At 44.1% G+C, this 17645-nt stretch carries 18 protein-coding genes and 1 pseudogene; 9 read left to right on the top strand and 10 right to left on the bottom strand.

The genetic code is table 11. From position 1 onward, the window contains the following. Position 1 precedes the first annotated feature (1 nt). From ribB to ribD, 3 genes are read right to left on the bottom strand one after another with little or no spacing between them, the layout of a single operon-like run. Entirely contained in the window at positions 2 to 1081 is a 1080-nt protein-coding gene (gene ribB / locus IEV16_RS08725) for a 3,4-dihydroxy-2-butanone-4-phosphate synthase (RefSeq protein ID WP_308611125.1), read from the bottom strand. Positions 1082 to 1096: 15 nt separating this feature from the next. Next, a complete protein-coding gene (locus IEV16_RS08720; RefSeq protein WP_188365314.1) occupies positions 1097 to 1699 on the bottom strand; it encodes a riboflavin synthase in 603 nt (200 codons plus the stop codon). A 2-nt stretch (positions 1700 to 1701) separates the two neighbouring features. Further along, a complete protein-coding gene (gene ribD / locus IEV16_RS08715) occupies positions 1702 to 2829 on the bottom strand; it encodes a bifunctional diaminohydroxyphosphoribosylaminopyrimidine deaminase/5-amino-6-(5-phosphoribosylamino)uracil reductase RibD (protein WP_188365313.1) in 1128 nt (375 codons plus the stop codon). A 65-nt stretch (positions 2830 to 2894) separates the two neighbouring features. On the opposite strand from ribD, the gene nadC reads away from it, so the two are divergent. Genes nadC through IEV16_RS08700 form a run of 3 tightly spaced genes read left to right on the top strand, consistent with a single transcriptional unit; the run spans position 2895 to position 6024 of the window. Beyond that, positions 2895 to 3722: a carboxylating nicotinate-nucleotide diphosphorylase gene (gene nadC / locus IEV16_RS08710; RefSeq protein ID WP_188365312.1), complete on the top strand. Its 828-nt coding sequence runs from the start codon at positions 2895 to 2897 to the stop codon at positions 3720 to 3722. Next, complete coding sequence (locus IEV16_RS08705) at positions 3723 to 5372, top strand: NAD+ synthase (protein WP_188365311.1); 1650 nt, start codon at positions 3723 to 3725, stop codon at positions 5370 to 5372. Beyond that, positions 5365 to 6024 (top strand): nicotinate-nicotinamide nucleotide adenylyltransferase, encoded by a 660-nt coding sequence (locus tag IEV16_RS08700; RefSeq protein ID WP_188365310.1) that lies wholly within the window; start codon positions 5365 to 5367, stop codon positions 6022 to 6024. Before IEV16_RS08705 ends, IEV16_RS08700 begins: the two co-directional genes overlap by 8 nt. A gap of 165 nt (positions 6025 to 6189) precedes the next feature. Here the strand turns inward: IEV16_RS08700 and IEV16_RS08695 are convergent, their stop codons facing one another. From IEV16_RS08695 to IEV16_RS08685, 3 genes are all read right to left on the bottom strand, one after another. Then, positions 6190 to 7374 carry a methionine aminotransferase gene (locus tag IEV16_RS08695; RefSeq protein WP_188365309.1) on the bottom strand — a complete coding sequence of 395 codons (1185 nt, stop codon included), beginning with the start codon at positions 7372 to 7374 and terminating at the stop codon, positions 6190 to 6192. A 165-nt stretch (positions 7375 to 7539) separates the two neighbouring features. Beyond that, positions 7540 to 7917: an endonuclease domain-containing protein gene (locus IEV16_RS08690; RefSeq protein WP_188365308.1), complete on the bottom strand. Its 378-nt coding sequence runs from the start codon at positions 7915 to 7917 to the stop codon at positions 7540 to 7542. A 206-nt stretch (positions 7918 to 8123) separates the two neighbouring features. Next, positions 8124 to 9965, bottom strand: coding sequence for a DEAD/DEAH box helicase (locus IEV16_RS08685; RefSeq protein ID WP_188365307.1), 1842 nt, complete (start codon positions 9963 to 9965; stop codon positions 8124 to 8126). Positions 9966 to 10160: 195 nt separating this feature from the next. Here IEV16_RS08685 and IEV16_RS08680 point away from each other — a divergent pair, with 195 nt between their 5' ends. The 4 genes from IEV16_RS08680 (at position 10161) to IEV16_RS08665 (ending at position 11705) form a co-directional block, all read left to right on the top strand. After that, a complete protein-coding gene (locus IEV16_RS08680; RefSeq protein WP_188365306.1) occupies positions 10161 to 10727 on the top strand; it encodes a cytochrome c oxidase subunit 3 family protein in 567 nt (188 codons plus the stop codon). Positions 10728 to 10731: 4 nt separating this feature from the next. Beyond that, complete coding sequence (locus IEV16_RS08675; RefSeq protein ID WP_188365305.1) at positions 10732 to 10989, top strand: cytochrome C oxidase subunit IV family protein; 258 nt, start codon at positions 10732 to 10734, stop codon at positions 10987 to 10989. Positions 10990 to 11175: 186 nt separating this feature from the next. Next, positions 11176 to 11436, top strand: a complete 261-nt coding sequence (locus IEV16_RS08670; RefSeq protein WP_188365304.1) for a type II toxin-antitoxin system RelB/DinJ family antitoxin — start codon at positions 11176 to 11178, stop codon at positions 11434 to 11436. After that, the gene (locus IEV16_RS08665; protein WP_188365303.1) at positions 11436 to 11705 is read left to right on the top strand and encodes a type II toxin-antitoxin system YafQ family toxin; all 270 of its coding nucleotides are present in this window, start codon (positions 11436 to 11438) and stop codon (positions 11703 to 11705) included. The genes IEV16_RS08670 and IEV16_RS08665 overlap by 1 nt, the downstream gene beginning before the upstream one ends. Positions 11706 to 11844: 139 nt before the next feature. Here the strand turns inward: IEV16_RS08665 and IEV16_RS08660 are convergent, their stop codons facing one another. The 3 genes and pseudogenes from IEV16_RS08660 to IEV16_RS08650 form a co-directional block, all read right to left on the bottom strand. Further along, complete coding sequence (locus IEV16_RS08660) at positions 11845 to 13041, bottom strand: hypothetical protein (RefSeq protein ID WP_188365302.1); 1197 nt, start codon at positions 13039 to 13041, stop codon at positions 11845 to 11847. A gap of 64 nt (positions 13042 to 13105) precedes the next feature. Beyond that, positions 13106 to 13264 (bottom strand): annotated as a pseudogene (locus IEV16_RS08655) (nucleotidyl transferase AbiEii/AbiGii toxin family protein); the annotation flags it as partial. Next, a complete protein-coding gene (locus tag IEV16_RS08650) occupies positions 13258 to 14010 on the bottom strand; it encodes a type IV toxin-antitoxin system AbiEi family antitoxin domain-containing protein (RefSeq protein WP_188365300.1) in 753 nt (250 codons plus the stop codon). The gene IEV16_RS08650 and the pseudogene IEV16_RS08655, both read right to left, overlap by 7 nt. A 434-nt stretch (positions 14011 to 14444) precedes the next feature. Here IEV16_RS08650 and IEV16_RS08645 point away from each other — a divergent pair, with 434 nt between their 5' ends. Both IEV16_RS08645 and IEV16_RS08640 read left to right on the top strand, forming a co-directional pair. Further along, the gene (locus IEV16_RS08645) at positions 14445 to 14903 is read left to right on the top strand and encodes a transposase (RefSeq protein ID WP_188365299.1); all 459 of its coding nucleotides are present in this window, start codon (positions 14445 to 14447) and stop codon (positions 14901 to 14903) included. A gap of 175 nt (positions 14904 to 15078) precedes the next feature. Beyond that, positions 15079 to 15480, top strand: a complete 402-nt coding sequence (locus IEV16_RS08640; RefSeq protein ID WP_188365298.1) for a hypothetical protein — start codon at positions 15079 to 15081, stop codon at positions 15478 to 15480. Positions 15481 to 15793: 313 nt separating this feature from the next. Here IEV16_RS08640 and IEV16_RS08635 read toward each other — a convergent pair whose 3' ends face one another. Beyond that, positions 15794 to 17530, bottom strand: coding sequence for a hypothetical protein (locus tag IEV16_RS08635; RefSeq protein WP_188365297.1), 1737 nt, complete (start codon positions 17528 to 17530; stop codon positions 15794 to 15796). Positions 17531 to 17645 lie beyond the last annotated feature (115 nt).

Genomic DNA, 17645 nt, shown 5'->3' with positions numbered 1-17645 from the left:
ATTATTTCTCGTATTTAAGGTATTCAGAAATGGTCAAACCAAAACCTGATAAGGCCGGATAGCGGGCTTCCGGGCTCATTAATTGCATTTCACCGACGTTTAAGTCTTTCAGGATTTGTGAGCCGACACCGACATTTTGATACACAGACTCTCGCTTTTTCTGTTGATTAAATTGATCATCGATATCAATCGGTACGGATTCGTTGCTGTTTAAAATAACCAACACGCCCTCACCGCGATCTGCGATTGTTTTCATTGCCCGTTGTGCTGTCCAGTAGTCATCATTTGAATCCAGACCACGTAATTCACGGAAAAAATGACCAAACTGAACCCGTACAGGCACGGGATTATCCGGTTTCATGGTGCCCCGATAAAACGCCAAATGATCACAGTTGGCAATCGCATCCTTATATTTTTTGACTTTAAATGAACCCCATTGTGTGTCGTACTCAAACTCATCCACCACAGTCACAGTGGTTTCATTCATGGAACGGTATTCAATTAAATCTGCAATGGTACCGATTTTAATGCCATGCTGCTTGGAGAACTTCATCAAATCATCCCGCCGTGCCATGGAGCCGTCTTCATTCATGATTTCGACAATCACCGCCGCCGGTGTCCGACCGGCCAGTAAGGCCATGTCACAACCAGCTTCGGTGTGCCCTGCTCTGGACAATACCCCGCCCGGCTCCGCCATCAGCGGGAAAATATGACCCGGCATCACCAGATCTTCAGGCTTGGCATTGACTTCAACCGCATCAATAATGGTTTTATAGCGATCATAGGCAGAAATTCCGGTGGTGATACCATGGGCGGCATCAATCGAGACGGTAAAATTGGTCGCCAATTGTGCGGTGTTTTCATGCACCATCAGCGGTAACTTTAATTGTTCACATTTTTCCCGGGTTAAGGTTAAGCAAATCAGACCGCGGGCATGTTTGGTCATGAAGTTAACCACTTCCGGGGTGATGGCATTGGCCGCGATAATGAGATCACCTTCATTTTCACGTTCTTCATCATCCATCATGATGATCATTTTGCCGGCTTTGATGTCTTCAATCAGCTCGACAGTACTATTCAAATTTAAGGGCATTTCTCACCTGTTGTAATACTGCAGCATTTTGTCTGCATAACGGGCCATGGTATCGATTTCAAAATTAACCTGATGGTTAACCTGAATCGAATCCAAGTTAGTGGCTTCAAGGGTATGGGGAATTAAATTCACGGTGAATTGATCACCGTTGACTTCATTGATTGTGAGGCTGACACCATTTAATGTAATGGAGCCTTTGGGCACCACAAAGCGCTCAAATTCTGTCGGTAACTGAAAAGTAAAGACTTCACTGCGGGCATCAGATTCACGCTTAACACAAGTGGCCAGGCCATCCACATGACCACTGACCAGATGACCGCCTAAAGGTGTTTGCAAGGTCAGCGCCGGTTCGATATTGACGGCGGTTCCCGGTTGCCAGTTATTTACCGAGGTTTTACGGACGGTTTCCATGGAAACATCCACCGCCACCACATCATCCTGGCGTTCCACCACCGTTAAACAAACCCCATCCATGGCAATCGAATCACCGATGTGAATGTGATCATAATCGGTCAGGCTGGTTTTAATGTAAAACCGCAGATCGCCCTGTTCCTGGGTGTTGTGCTCGATGACTTCACCGATACTTTGAATTATTCCGGTAAACATAATTACGTATAGTCTATGGTCGCTCTGAGGCGCCAGTCCTGGTCAAAAGCTTGCATTGAGATGGTCTGAATATGGAGTCTGTCGGTCATTTTATCAATGTGAAAATCCAATAATGGCCGTCCTGATGCACCCATCAGCACCGGTGCGGTATAAATCACCAGTTCATCCACCAGATTGGCTTTGACAAAAGCCCCGGCTAAAGTCGCCCCGGCTTCCACCAACACCTCATTAATACCCTGTTCGCCTAAATAAGCCAACACCACGGCTAAATCAACGCGCTGATCCTTTCCCGGCATTGTCTTAACTTCACAGTCAATCTCTCGAAAGGCATTTTTCTGTTCATCTGAAGCCCCGGCACACACCAGCAGAACCGGCTGTTGCTGTAAGATCTTAGCGTTTAATGGCGTTCGTAACCGGCTGTCAATAATTACCCGCAGTGGTTGTTGTTCTGCGAAAAAATGCGGTTTGTTCTTATCATTGTCGGGCAAATCATCCGGACGAACCGTTAAGCGACAATCATCTTGAAGCACGGTTTCAACACCGGTGATAATGGCACCACTTCTGGCACGCCAGTGCTGAACATCACGTCTGGCGGCTTCGCCGGTAATCCAGTAACTCTCGCCGCTGGCCATGGCGGTTCGGCCATCTAAAGACTGGGCCAGTTTGCAACGCACCCAGGGAAGCCCTTCGCGCATACGTTTAAAAAAACCGGCATTCAGATCATCACCCAATTCAGCTAAAACGCCGATGGTCACTTCAATACCAGCCTCTTTAAGTTGTTTAATACCCTGACCGCCGACCAGCGCATTAGGGTCAGTATTCGCCACAACCACCCGTTTGATGCCTGCGACAATCAATGCCTGGCTGCACGGTGGTGTTTTGCCGTGATGACAGCAAGGTTCTAAGGTGACATAGGCGGTGCTGCCTTGAGCCTGTTTTCCGGCCTGTTGTAAGGCATGGACTTCAGCGTGCGGCTCACCGGGTTTTAAGTGAAATCCTTGACCAATAATCCGGCCGTCTTTAACCAGCACACAACCCACGCGCGGATTTTCGCCGGTGGTGAACAGGCCCTGCTCAGCCAGTTCGAAGGCTTTTTCCATGTATTTTAAATCTTCGCGCTTGTGATTCATGGCGTGCTTTACGATAATGTCCGGATTGCAAATCCGCTATTTTAACAGTTATTAAAACAAACACCATGAATCCAATACTTTACCGACCGATAATCGCGGCGGCATTGGCCGAAGACATCCAGCATCAGGACATCACCGGCGCCGGTATCATTTCTGAACATGATCACTGCAGTGCCCAATTAATTGCCAAAGAGGACGGTATCGCCGCCGGCTTAGCGGTGTTTAAAGAGACATTTTTGCTGCATGATTCAAGCCTTGAGGTAACTTTAAAAAAAGCGGATGGCAATCAGGTGTCAAACAAAGAACTGGTGGCTGAGCTGTCCGGCCCCGTTCAATCAGTCCTGGCTGCCGAACGGGTGGCTTTAAATTTATTGCAACGCATGAGCGGCATCGCCAGCTTAACCCGCCGGTTTGTGGATTTATGTGCCGGTCAAAGTCGCATTCTGGACACCCGCAAAACCGCGCCGAATTTACGGGTGCTGGATAAATGGGCGGTGCGTTTAGGCGGCGGTATGAACCACCGCATGGGTTTATACGACATGGCGATGCTGAAAGAAAACCACATCAAAGCCGCCGGCGGCATTGAAAACGCGGTGAAAAAGCTCCGTGACTTTCATGATGATGCTGTTCTTATCGAGGTTGAAGTGACCAACTTAGACGAACTTAAACAAGCCCTGGCCTGTGATGTTTATCGGATTATGCTGGATAATATGTCCAATGATGAGATGCGAAAGGCCGTTGCCTTAGCAGACGGCAAAACGCCTTTGGAAGCTTCAGGGAATGTGAACTTAGACACGGTTGCGGACATCGCTGCCACCGGTGTGGACTTTATCTCGGTCGGCGCCCTCACCCACTCGGTGAAAGCCCTTGATTACAGTTTATTGGTGCAATAAATGACAGCCCAAGAAAAGCACATAGCGCAATTGCGTATTTGCCTGGCGCAAATCAACACCACCGCCGGTGACATTCGCGGTAACCAAAAACGTATTTTAAGCGCCGTTGAACAAGCTCATCAGGATCACGCTGATTTGATTGTCTTTCCGGAATTAACCCTCAGCGGTTATGGCTGTGGCGATTGGTTGTTGCATGACTATTTTGTCGGTGATTGTTTACATGCCCTGAATGAAATTGTGCCAAAATGCACGGATCTTGTCGCTGTTATCGGTTTGCCACGCACAGCACCGGTGGGTGAAGATGGTCAGCCGCGCTGTTACAACAGTGCCGCGGTTGTTCACAACGGTGAATTACTGGGTTTTTATGATAAACAGGAGCTGCCTAATTATCTGATTTTCGATGAAACCCGACACTTTGTCCCGGGATCAGGTGATGGTGTTTTTCAAATTACCGATCAGGGTAAAGACATCTCACTTGGCGTCAGCATTTGTGAGGATTTGTGGCACCAGGCGCAGGCGGTCAAAAATCAAGCCCAGCACGGCGCGGAATTATTAATAAACTTAGGTGCCTCTCCTTATGCCCTGGGTAAGCCCGAACGCCGGCATCAGCAGTTCGCCGAAACAGCACGTGATCTCAATAAACCCCTGGTCTATGTTAACGCCATCGGTGGACAGGATGATTTGCTGTTCGACGGTCACAGCGGACTGATTAACGGTGACAGCAGCGAACAATTACCGGGCTTTCAGGAAGCCATTGAAACCCATACATTGAATCAAATGGCCGACAGAAATGTAGATAAAAATCCGCTGAGTGATTTATATGCCGCCCTGGTTTTATCGATTCGAGATTACTGCAGGAAAAATGGTTTTCGAGAGGTTGTTTTGGGTTTATCCGGCGGTATTGATTCGGCCTTGGTGGCCACGTTGGCGGCTGATGCATTGGGGCCGGAAAAAGTTCACGCCCTGCTGTTACCATCTAAGTATTCCTCAGATCATTCTGTCGATGATGCCCGGCAGCTGGCGAAGAATCTCGGCATTCAGTATGACATTGTGCCGATTAAAGCTGTCCACGGCGTTTTAGAAGAACAGTTAAGCGATCATTTTAATGACTATCATCGCGGCTTAACCGATGAAAACCTACAGGCCCGAATCCGTGGTTTGATGCTCATGGCATTTTCTAATAACCAGAATAAACTGGTGCTCGCCACCAGTAATAAAAGTGAATCCGCAGTCGGTTACAGCACTCTATACGGCGATATGGTCGGCGGCTTTGCGCCGATTAATGATGTTTATAAAACACAAGTTTTTGCCTTATGCCAATTCAGAAACGAAAAGCAGCCGGTGATCCCTGAAAACATCATCACGAAGCCGCCATCCGCAGAATTGCGACCCGATCAGAAAGACAGCGACAGTCTGCCCGATTATGACATCCTCGATGCCATCTTAAACGCCTACATCGAACAACGACAATCACCACAATCAATTGCCAAAGTCTTAGAGCTTGAGCAATCAGTGGTCATGGATGTAATCCAAAAAGTTAATCGCAGCGAATATAAGCGTTATCAGGCCGCCATTGGCCCGGCCGTGAGTGGTATGAAACTCGGCACCGATCGACGCATGCCCATGACCTTTCGTTACAACCATGAATAAACAAACAGACATCAGCTGGGTGTACGGCCTCACCGCCGATCCCATCCATCGCGGCCACGAACAGGTCATTAAAAACACCCTCGAAAAAGCCGAAGAACTGGGTTTAGAAACCAGCAGCTTTATTTTGGTCCCAACCTACCGCCCCAATCTGATTGCCGATAAATCAGCACCCATAGCCTCATTTGAACAACGCTTTGACATGTGTCAGTTGGTGGCCAAAGACTTAAGCCGGGAATTGAAAACTGACATCACCGTCAGTGACATCGAAAAAACAATCAGTAGAGACGAACCAAGCTACACTTACAATACGCTGGATGCCTTATCCAAAAATCATGATAATCTAATTCTGATTATCAGCAGCGACCACGCCCATGGCCACGCCCCGAAATTCAGGCAATGGCACCGCTGGCAAGATCTCATTAACCGCTTCGGCCTCATGGTTCACGAACGCCCCGGTCATCCTATAAACGACTGCTTCATCGAACACCTCAAAGAACACAACCCGTATGTCTACGTCACCAAAAACCAACCGGCCATCGACATCTCATCCTCTCGATTGAGGCAGGTTTATGCTTATGGTGCTGAAGCTTCAGAAAAACATATTAATCCAGCGGTGGATAGCTATATTAAGAATTTTGAGTTGTATCAATAAACCACTTCTAAACACGCTACGTCATCCCTAAATAGAACATTCGTCATCCTCGGGCTCGACCCGAGGATCTCATAAAATTTAAGATCACCATCAGAAACTAATGTCACGTCAAGTTAGGAGACCCTCGTGTCAAGCACGAGGGTGACATTAAGTTTTAAACATTCTTCAAAGCCCACTCAAAACCTCAGCCGCTTTGATTAAAGTCTCATCATGCTTGGCAAAGCACAAACGAACGACTTTATTATCCTTGTGATATTCTTCCAAGCTATCGGTCTGGTAAAACGGGCTTAAGGGAATGGTCGCCACGCCGATTTCTTTGGTCAGCCAGTGACTAAATTCAAGGTCATTTAAATCTGACACCGCCGAATAATCCAGCAGCAAAAAGTACGTGCCTTGTGATGGCAAAATTTTAAACCGAGAACCTTTCAGGGCATTGACCAGTACGTCGCGCTTTTGTTGATAAAAATCTGACAGCGCATCAATGTGCTGCGGATGGCTTTCCAGCATCTTTGCTATGGCATATTGCGCCGGGGTAAATGATGAAAACGTCACGTATTGATGAATCTTCTTAAACTCAGTCATGAGGTATTCAGGTGCAACGCAATAACCCAGCTTCCAGCCGGTGCAATGAAAGCTTTTACCAAAACTCGATATCACAAAAGACCGCTCAAATAAATCCGGATACCTGAGAACACTTTCATGCCGTCGTCCATCAAAAGTCATGTGCTCATACACTTCATCGCTGATTACATAAAGGCCGTGTTCCAGAACAATATCCTGTAAGGCTTCCATATCTTCCTGACTGAGCAACGTTCCTGTCGGATTGTGTGGACTGTTAATCACAATCGCGCGGGTTTTATCATTGACGGCTGCCCTCACCTGCTGCCAGTCAATGGCATAATCCGCTGCGGTCATGGCAACATGCCGACAGACACCACCGGACAATTGAATATCGGGTTCATAAGCATCATAAGCCGGATCAAAGACAATCACTTCATCACCGGGCCGAATAAGGGTCTGAAAGGCCACCCACAAAGCTTCTGTGGCGCCGGTGGTGACCGCGATATTTTTCATCGGATCTAAGCGTCGTGCTTCATCCCTGATATAACAGCGTTGCACCAATTCACCAATCTGCGTCAATAAATCTGGAATTCCCGGAGATGGCGCATATTGATTTTTACCCTCACTGATCGCCTGTTGAATACCCTCTTTGAGAAAATCAGGCGTATCAAATTCAGGAAAACCCTGCGATAAGTTAATCGCTTTATATTCATGTGCCAGAATTGACATCTCGGTGAATATACTGGTGCCGAGGTGGGGTAATTTTGATTGAAAAGATGGTTCGGTCATAAAAGCCTGTGGTTTGAATATAATAAAGTTTATAAATTCATTGTACACACCCCTTAATCCCCTCTCAAGAGGGGAAATAAAAAGCTCAAAACCTCCCTCTTTAGAAGTGACCAATGGGTGTGTTCCATCTTTTCCTCCCCGCTTGAGAGGGGACCGAGGGGTGTGTTAAAGGCTTTCCTCAATCTCATTAACAATCCGCTCTAAATCAGCCACAACACCTTCAATATTATCCATCACATCGTTATCTGTAAAACGAACGACTCTTAAACCAGCACGCTCTAAATCCTGCTGTTTCTTAAAATCCCTGTTTTGACCATCTTTAAAATCATGACTATAACCATTGAGTTCAATAACCAACTTCAACTCATAGCAATAAAAATCAGCAATGTAGTTAAGCAAGGGTTTTTGCCTATTAAAGCGATAACCCTTAAGTTGTTTTCCTTTCAAAAACTGCCATAATTTGATTTCGGATTTTGTCGATTGATTCCTCAGCTGCCTGGCTAATTCTTTTAATTTTGGGTTATAAGGAATAATCTGACGCATGGTTGAAAACGGCTTTTTAAACCATCTTACACACCCCCTGACCCCCTCTCAAGAGGGGAGATAAAAATATCACAAAACCTCCCCTCTTGAGAGGGGGCAGCTACCGCTTCCTGCTATCGCTGCACACCTAAATCCATTTAGGCGATTGAGGGGCGTGTTTTATCGTTCCCTCCCCTCTCGAGAGGGGATCGAGGGGTGTGTTTCTTTTACTTCTTCGGCTTCTTACCTGACTTCTTCCCGCCTTTCCGCTTTGGTTTTTTACGTTTTTTCCGGTTGTCTGACTCATCATTGTCAAATTTTCGGTCTTTCGGTTTGCTTCCTGCTTCACCGACCTTCTTAATCTGACTTTTGCGGCCGCATAAACGGGCTTTCCACAGAATATCCATGATTTCTTTGGGCATCTCAGCCGGTAGATCGACGGTGGTGACCTGATCATAGATATCAATCTGGCCAATGTATTCGCGGTCCAATTCAGCTTCATTACAAATCATGCCAACGATATTACTCGGCTTAACGCCCTGCTCGCGGCCCACAGCCAGCTGAAACCGCTCCATTTCAATCTCAGGATACTCAAGTAAAGGCACCGGTGTGGGATCAATAAAATCATCCCCTGCGTTCCTCCGGTTCCGACCGGATGATTTAATGTTATCCGAGTCATGGTTAAAGCCGGTTTTAACACCTTTATTGCGCTCATGACCTTCACTTTTACTCTCGGTCAATAACAGGCCTTTGTTACCGTGAATCATATAGGCCAAGGCCGCGGCAATTTGGTTTGGGTCATAGTCGGTTTCTGACTCAAATTCATCCACCAGCTGTTGATAAATCGATAAATCTTTAGCCGCCAGCGTCTCGCTGATTTGGTTCTTAAAGCGTTGCATGCGGTTGACATTGATGTCATCCACCGAAGGCATATCCATGGCCTGGATGGGTTGTTTGGTGGCTTTTTCAATCATCCGCAACATCCGCTGTTCACGTTTGGTGATAAACAAAATCGCTTCACCGGAGCGACCGGCCCGCCCGGTGCGACCAATCCGATGTACATACGACTCAATGTCATAAGGAATGTCATAGTTAATCACATGGCTGATCCGTTCGACATCCAGTCCACGCGCCACCACATCGGTGCCAATCAGGATATCGATGACCCCGTTTTTTAGTTTAGCCACCAGACGTTCCCGCTGCTTCTGCACCATATCGCCATTTAAGGCTTCCGCGGAAAACCCGCGCGCCTGCAGCTTTTCAGCCAGCTCTTCGGTAGCCATTTTGGTTCTCACGAAAATCAACACCCCGTCAAAATCCTCCACCTCTAACACCCGCGTTAAGGCTTCAAGCTTCTTTAAACCACTGACCATCCAATAACGCTGATTGATGTTCTTGGCGGTGGTGGTTTTGGTTTCAATTTTAATATCAACCGGCTTATTAAGGTGATTCACCGCGACTTTCTTCACCTGTTTCGGCATGGTCGCTGAAAATAAAGCAATCTGACGGTCTTTCGGCGTGTGGCTTAAAATCCAGTCCACATCATCGATAAAACCCATCCGCAACATCTCATCGGCTTCATCCAACACCAAGGTGCTTAATTGATCCAGCTTCAAAGTCTTACGGCGCATATGATCCATCACCCGGCCCGGTGTGCCTACCACAACCTGGACACCGCGTTTTAATTGCTTTAATTGAATGTCATAACTCTGGCCACCGTAAATCGGCAGCACATGAAAACCTTTAATATGTCGCGCGTAGGTTTGAAAAGCCTCAGCCACCTGAATCGCCAATTCCCGTGTCGGTGTTAACACCAGCACCTGCACACCTTTTGCGTTTGCATCCAAATTCGACAAAATCGGCAAAGCAAAGGCCGCGGTCTTACCGGTCCCTGTCTGCGCCTGTCCCAGCACATCCTGCCCTTTTAAAATCGGCGGAATACTGGCGGCTTGAATCGGTGAAGGGTGCTCATAACCACTTTCGTGAACTGCTTTAAGAACTTCAGAAGATAAGCCCAGGTCGTTAAAGCTTTGTGGTGCATTGTTTTTCGGTTGATTGGATTTTGACATAGTTATTGATGATGCCTGCACAATCAAAAGACTGAGCGGTTTAGAGAAAAGAGCGCGGATTATATAGTAAGCCGCCTGAGATAGCACTGGAAAGCTGCATTAAAACCTCAATGGTTTGCTGATATGTCTTATTTTAAATCAGGTACAATACATCAACCTTGCCTGATTTAAGTTAAATGTGAGTTGATTGTTTAAATGAACAAACACCCCAAACCCATACCCGGCGACTTGGCCATGTGGATTATCATATTTGCTGAGCTTTTGGTGTTTGGCATATTTTTCATTGCTTACGCCATCGTTCGCATTAATAACGTTGAACTGTTCAACGATTCTCAGCTCACTTTAAACCGCGAGACCGGTGCCCTCAATACGATTTTACTGATCACCGCCAGTTACTTTGTGGTCATGGCCATTCATGCGCTGAAAAAGAACCTGAGCAAAAAAAGCAGCCATTATCTATATGCATCAATCGCTTGCGGTTCACTGTTCATCCTAATTAAAAGCATTGAATTTCAAGACAAATTTTCTGCAGGCATCGACATCGGTACCAATACGTTTTATATGTTATATTTTTTATTGACCCTGTTTCATTATTTTCATGTCATTTTAGGGCTGATGATCTTATTCGTGGTGGCCTTAAAAACCTGGAAAGGACATTATAAGGCTGACCAAACCCATGCCATGGAAACCGCAGGTTCTTATTGGCATATGGTCGATTTAGTCTGGATCATCATGTTTCCATTAATCTATGTGATCAGGTGACGAAATGAATAAATTATACAACATACATACCGTTTGGCTGATGCTGGTCCTATTGACTTTAATCACCTATTGCTTAAGTTTTATAGACACCAACGGCACGGCGATTATGCTGGTTTTAATGACCGTTGCGTTCGTTAAAGGCGTGATGATTATTCGTGATTATATGGGCTTAAAAGGCGTGTCACTACTCTGGAAAATCATAATGTACGGCTGGTTAACAGTCGTTTGTCTGGTGATTCTCGTGGCTTATTTACTTGTATGAATCGAATTAGGTCTAAAAATACAGGCATCTAAATTCACAACAATTGCCAGCGCCCGGTTTTATCTGAGCCAATACGCTTGAGTTTTGTCTATCTTTTAATTGTTTATGCAGAAGAACAAGATGTAAACTTAAGCTTGCCAATGTTGTCCAAATGAGCTACATTAGAGATTTTACAAGATTAATATTATGGCTAACAATAATTACGTCCGTGCACGAATTGACAGCGAATTAAAAGACGAAGCCAGTGAAATACTGGCCACGATGGGGTTAACCGTATCAGACTTTATACGAATTGGATTGGCCAAAGTCGTCAGTGAACAGGGTTTGCCATTCGTGATGCGTGTTCCAAATAAATGCACCCAAACCACCTTAGAAAAGAGCGAACGAGGTGAAGAGTTGCACCGTGCCAAAGATGCCGATGATTTATTTGATCAATTAGACATCTAATGCGCCAGCCGGTTTATACCAGTCAATTTAAACGTGATATAAAAAAGGCTAAAAAGCGTGGCAAAGACATGGAAAAGATTAAAAAATTAATTCGAATACTTATAGACGGTAAATCACTTCCGGAAAAATATAAAGATCATCCACTGCTTGGAAATTGGCAAAGTTTTCGAGATGCCCACATTGAACCTGATTGGTTACTAATTTATAAAATTGACGGTAATGATGTTCGGTTCGAGCGAACTGGCAGCCATAGCGATTTGTTTAAGTAGTTTTTATATTAGAGAGTCCGAACAAAAATGATAGCGCCACACTAACTTGTTTTATCGAGAGTTCTGACTAAGGTCAGGCGTTTAAATTCATCGCAATAGATAAAAATAGAACCTGATACCTGCCAGGTTATTTTCCGGTCTAAACTTTTTTACTGTCTAGGCCATCCTTGCTACAATCGATTCTTGCCATATTGATATTCCACTGATTTCTATTGATTTTAATCATCACCTGTTCAGCAGTGCTACTATTTTGCATCAACTTATCCCAATAACTGATCTCTACCGGAAAATGATCGTTAAACTTAGCCACAATGCTGCTTTTCATGGCGTTGTTACCTTGTTTGTAGGCTTCTTTTAAAATGGGAAGACCGAGTTTATGTTTACGGTGGGCCATAAAATAATCACCCACTATAAACTTCATACTCGGTTTGGCATTTTTGTAGGTGTTTGTTTTCTTGATGTAAGCAATTTTTTCTTTATAATCAGGATCTAGACCACTGCTTAAATCCTTTAAAAAACTCACCATTTCAATGTCATTATCTCGGTGTACACCTGCACCGTTGGCAGACAGTTGGTTGGCATAATATTTCCATACTTTTGAAATGGGATTAGCTGCCAAATACTCTGTTAAACAGGCCGGTCCACTATGTACTGTTATTTTGCCAAATTCAAACTTCCCTTGTTCATCATGACCATAGTTAACATAAAAGCCCATATCTCCTAGATAATTAAAAGCTCTATTTTGAGTTGTACTGTTGAATGATTCATTGCCAATCACTTGCACCACCTGCTCAAAAACTTCATCTGCCATTTGCACATTAGCAGGATGTAATAACAAAGTTGCAAGTGTCTGTTCTACAACTGCCTCATCATCTGAGCGTAAAAGCCTGTTGATATCTTTTGCTCCCAATAAGTGTTGTGTTTGATTTTCTCGAATAGAAGCCAAATAATATTCATCCAATCTATGAACTAAACTGCGGTCATCAGTGTATAAATACAGAAACCATGCAATTTCATCAAACTTACGTTCATCGTATTGCAACCGCTCTTTAATTCTATATGCATAGTCCTTAAGTTTTCTATTATCTGAAACTGCCTCAACATACATCCGCAGTAATGCCGCTAAATTGCGACAACCTTTTTTATTTTCTTCATAATGACAAGCAATTTCTTTTTCTAACCACCTTTTATTAAAAGCTCGTGAATCAAATTGCAACCGTTGATGCGCTTGGAATTCACTGGGGTCAAAACTTAAAGTTAATCCCCTGACTCGCGCGTTTGCTGTTTCAACATTATACAAAAATGACAGCAAAAAAATAACGACTGTTTTTTTCATCTACTTTCCTTTATTGTTTTATTCCAATTATCTAATTAAGTGCCTGTCCCATGGTTTAACTATCTGGTAAATAAACCAAATCAATATCGACCGACAAACGTGGTAAATCCTCAACAAATAAATTAATTGCTGTACCACCTTTTAAAGCGAAACACGTTTCCGTATCCACTAAGCCCAAAAGCTGAACCACCAACTTAACTTGTTGTTGATAAACCTTCACCATGAACTGGGCACCGTTATCATTAACTCATTGTCCAGGCGCCCCTGTTCAGCGATAACCCGTTTACCACTACCCAAATCATAATCAGATGATTTAAGCTTTTGCGACCATTGAAAATTGTGACGTTGCGCAAACCAGAAAAACAATCGTTTGGCCTTAATACTGTTACAACGCTTTAGCATGCCATCTAATCTTTTCGGAGACATCGATGTTAATCCTTGGAACAACATATCCGCATAGTCAAAACTCACACTGTGAGGAACGCCAGACAAAAGCTCCAAACAAGCCTGTTCAACTGAAGCCTGAAAATAAACAGAGACATCATCGCGCCACTGTTGAACTTGTAAAACATCCACATCCAAATCACGCCAAAGTCTTTTACAACCATGCCATTTAAATTCAACGGACAAATCAAGTCCATCTAACCAACTTGGCTTAGGTGATTTAGAATAAACATGGATTATTGACAAATCTTGAACATAATGCCCAAAGCCACTTAATTGGATGGCCGAAACACCACCAACATAAGCTGGATTTTCAGGATTTAGCCTGGCCAAAGAAGACATCACGCCTTGCCAGGTTATAGGTAATCCCTCTCGTATATAGACACCTCTACTGACAGCCTTTAATTTCCCAGACTTGACCGCATTATCGAACCTATGCCGCTCGATACCTTGTGCCAATATATAGGCCCGGGTGGCGACTAAACCCAAAGGTAAGATCTGTTCTAATTTATTTTGTTCATGCATAATTAGGTTTAAAAGTATCAGTTGATGCGGCACTAATCGCCGCATTAAAGCATAATTATAAACTAAAAAAGCTAAATAAGTTTACTTATATATTGTTTTGCGGCGTTTTTCGCCGCATATAGGCGAATATTTAAACCTTTAATATGGATTTCATCTGTTATCTAAGATAGCGACCAGCTTATTTCACATTTTGGCTGTTTTGAGAACTAGCGGTTGTTGTAATTCACGGTTTCAACTAAGGATTCAACTAAGGACAGGCATTAAAATCGACACTTTCTTACAAGCTCAATCGATAATCACGACAGATATTTTTGTTTGAAGATTCAACTAAGGACAGGCATTAAAATCGACACTTTCTTACAAGCTCAATCGATAATCACGACAGATATTTTTGTTTGAATAAGTGAAAATAGTGTTTTTACATGGAGTAAATCATGACAATAGCTAGAAGTCAGCAAATATGCGTAGAGGATACACCCTATTATCACATCGTTTCTCGTTGTGTTCGCAGAGCATTCTTATGTGGTGAAGATGCCTTAACTGGCCAATCATTCGAACACCGCAGGCAATGGCTTATTGATCGTATTAAAATGGTTTCTTCAGTGTTTGCCATTGATGTATGTTCTTATACCATTATGAACAACCATTTTCATCTTGTATTGAAGATTGGTGACAATGATAACTGGAACGATAAACAAGTACTTATAACCTGGCAATCTTTATACTCATTACCTGTTATGTGCCAACGTTATTTAAAGGGTGATGAATTAGATGATTCATCAGTACGTCTTGTACAAAAGTATGCTACTGAATACCGACAAAGATTATGCTCAATATCTTGGTTTATGAAAAAATCATCTGGAATGATTTTTCACGTAGCCCCGCAGGGGTGAGTCTCAGGGATGAGACGAATAAGGCTGTTAATGATACCGGTCACTTTTATGATTTACTTCCTTGTAAATCACCCTTTGGGCCGCCTTCGGCGTTCAAATTTGATCCCGTCAAATTTAGTGGGAATCCAGGTTTAAAAGTCAGGCATTGCTTGATGAGCGAGCTCTACTGACTTGCATGGCTTACGTTGATTTAAACCCCATTCGGGCTGGAATGGCCAAGTCTTTGTGCGATTCAGAGTTCACTTCGATTAAAGAACGGATTGAATCTAAATCAACTGATCTAATACCATTCGGCAAAGGTGATAATGATCTGCCCTATTGCCTTTCCAGTTACATCGATTTGGTTGATGAAACTGGGCGTGTAATTCGCGACGATAAAGCGGGTTATATATCCCATAAATTAGGTTCGGCTTTAATCGAATTAGACCTTAATCCTGATACATGGATTGATGAATTAAAAGGTTTCAAGTCTATTGGATATTCTGCTGTTGGAACAGTTAGCCAACTTAAAGAATATTCGCAAAAGACTCAGCGCAAATGGTCTGTGGGCATTCGCTTAAAACCTGCTCTCGAATAGCATAAATTTAGAAACTTATTTTCGAAACTTCACTTAAGTGAAGCGATGCTGCTCGGCCTAAATCAGGCAAAACAGTCAAAAACCTACCGATTTAATCGTAAATCAGCATTTTCAAAAAAACCTTCCCAAATCACCAATAATTAACCTCCAATATAGCCAGGATTTTATTCAAATAAATTGCTTAATTCATCTGATAAATTGCCTGTCCCCTGTTATTTACCCTGTTATTTAACACAATACCAAAACTACGATTGGTTGACTGAATGAAAAAACCGGCAAAAATCAGCCGGCTTTTTCATTCAACAGTTAAAAATTAGTTGTCAAACCCATTTTTAAAAATCAGATCCAAAATACCCTCAAAACCATCCTCAAATATCAAATCGGTCAGACCACAACTTGTGGAGAATTCACCAATATTGGTCACCCAGTTGGTTGAACCGGGAATATTATCCGCTGAATACACACCCATAAACCAGGTTCTGGTTCCGTCCGGGTCACTGGCCGCTTCACTGTAATCGCCCCAACGTCGAGGTGGTGATCCCTCAAATGATCGATAGGTCACCTCACCCGATTTCTGAATTTGTATCGGATTAACCTGTCCTAAAGGATCACTGCCTAAACGGCCGGTATAGGCAATGCCGGGATAAATACTTGGTGAGGTTCTTGAGAAACCAATGGTCATATCGTTACAGCCGTTCACCGCCACATCCGGAAACGACAAATACTCACCGTCAATGGCAATCACACCGGCTTGTTCAATAATCGGACCATTGCCGTTATTGATATCAATTTCTGCCCAGCGAACACAATTCACCGTACCGCTGCCGGGATTACAGGCAATGGTATGTGCCATCCAAATCGAACCATTGCGGTATTCTGCATCTAAAACCCGCCAATCATTACCTTGTATATCACCGCCTGAACCCGCTTGAGGTTGATCAATTGGGTAACCGGCTGATACACCCGTTGCGCTATTCAAATTCACATTCCCGGTGTTGGTAAAAATATTGGCCCCAAAAGGATCTTCCCAGGAATACAATGACAGTGTGGCACCATCAAAAACACCATCGGCCAAAATATAATGGGTGTCTCCCACCGGCGCAGTGCCCTGGGCAAAGCCATTGATGTTCATAGGTTGTGGCGTATCGGCCCCGGCATTTAAGGTTTGTCGCACCGGTGTCGGTAAAGGATCACCTGCATAAGCGGCCAATTTATCAATGGCCCAAACATCAGCCCGAAACCCACTGTTGAGAAATATATTTGCCCCCATAAACAAAGCTTCATGACCCACGCCCATATGCGGGTAATCAAAAAAGTCAGTCACCACTTGAATGGTGGTAAAGCCGTATAAATTGAACGTACCGCCGCCACTTAAATTCTCACTTGTACTGACGGCAAAGCAATACACACCATTACCCGCAGTTCCAACGATGTACCGTTTGTGCTCTTCATCATAATACGCATTGGGATCAAAGGTTCCGTTGGCACATTCCGGCACACTTGCGAAAAACACATCATAATCAATCGGACCACCCTGCGGCACGCCATTCTTATCCAATATCATAAAAGTGCCGTTGGTTACCCCAATGACATAATTTTCACCCACGGTAAATTCATGATCCGGTGGTGTTGAGTTATAAAATTGAGGCCCATCAAAGGTATTCAACAACATCGGTACCGATCCCGAACCACGGCTGCCTGAAAATTCAGGGCTTTGTAGTACCTGAATGTGATTGTTTGGCGGAAGCATTAATGAATCTGCTCGCATCTGAGCCGCCTGCTCCGGCGAGACAAACGTGCTGGAACGGTGCACGCCCTCAGTCATCGTCATTTCAGGGCGATTAGCATAATCAACCCGCGGAAATTCGGCCAAATTTATCACCACAGGATAGTTAATTGCCGGTGTCACCGGCATCACATCTAAATTCCTTTTGTCCTGATTAACCGGCGCCTGCCCCACTTTCTCATAACCGGACTGATTATCCCCCGACCCACAGGACGCCAAAAGCAAAATGGCCACAAGCAGACCTGCTAAATTAAATTTCCGCATATACACCTCTTTTTATTGGTTATTATCATAATGGCGCCGACAACAATGTGTCAGCACAACAAAACTCAATTTATCTTATATGAAACTGAGATAAATGACATCTATTTAATGTCGA

This window comes from Marinicella pacifica, from assembly GCF_014636635.1.
GTDB classification, from domain to species: Bacteria; Pseudomonadota; Gammaproteobacteria; order Xanthomonadales; family Marinicellaceae; genus Marinicella; species Marinicella pacifica.
This window is presented reverse-complemented; position numbering and strand designations above follow the sequence as displayed.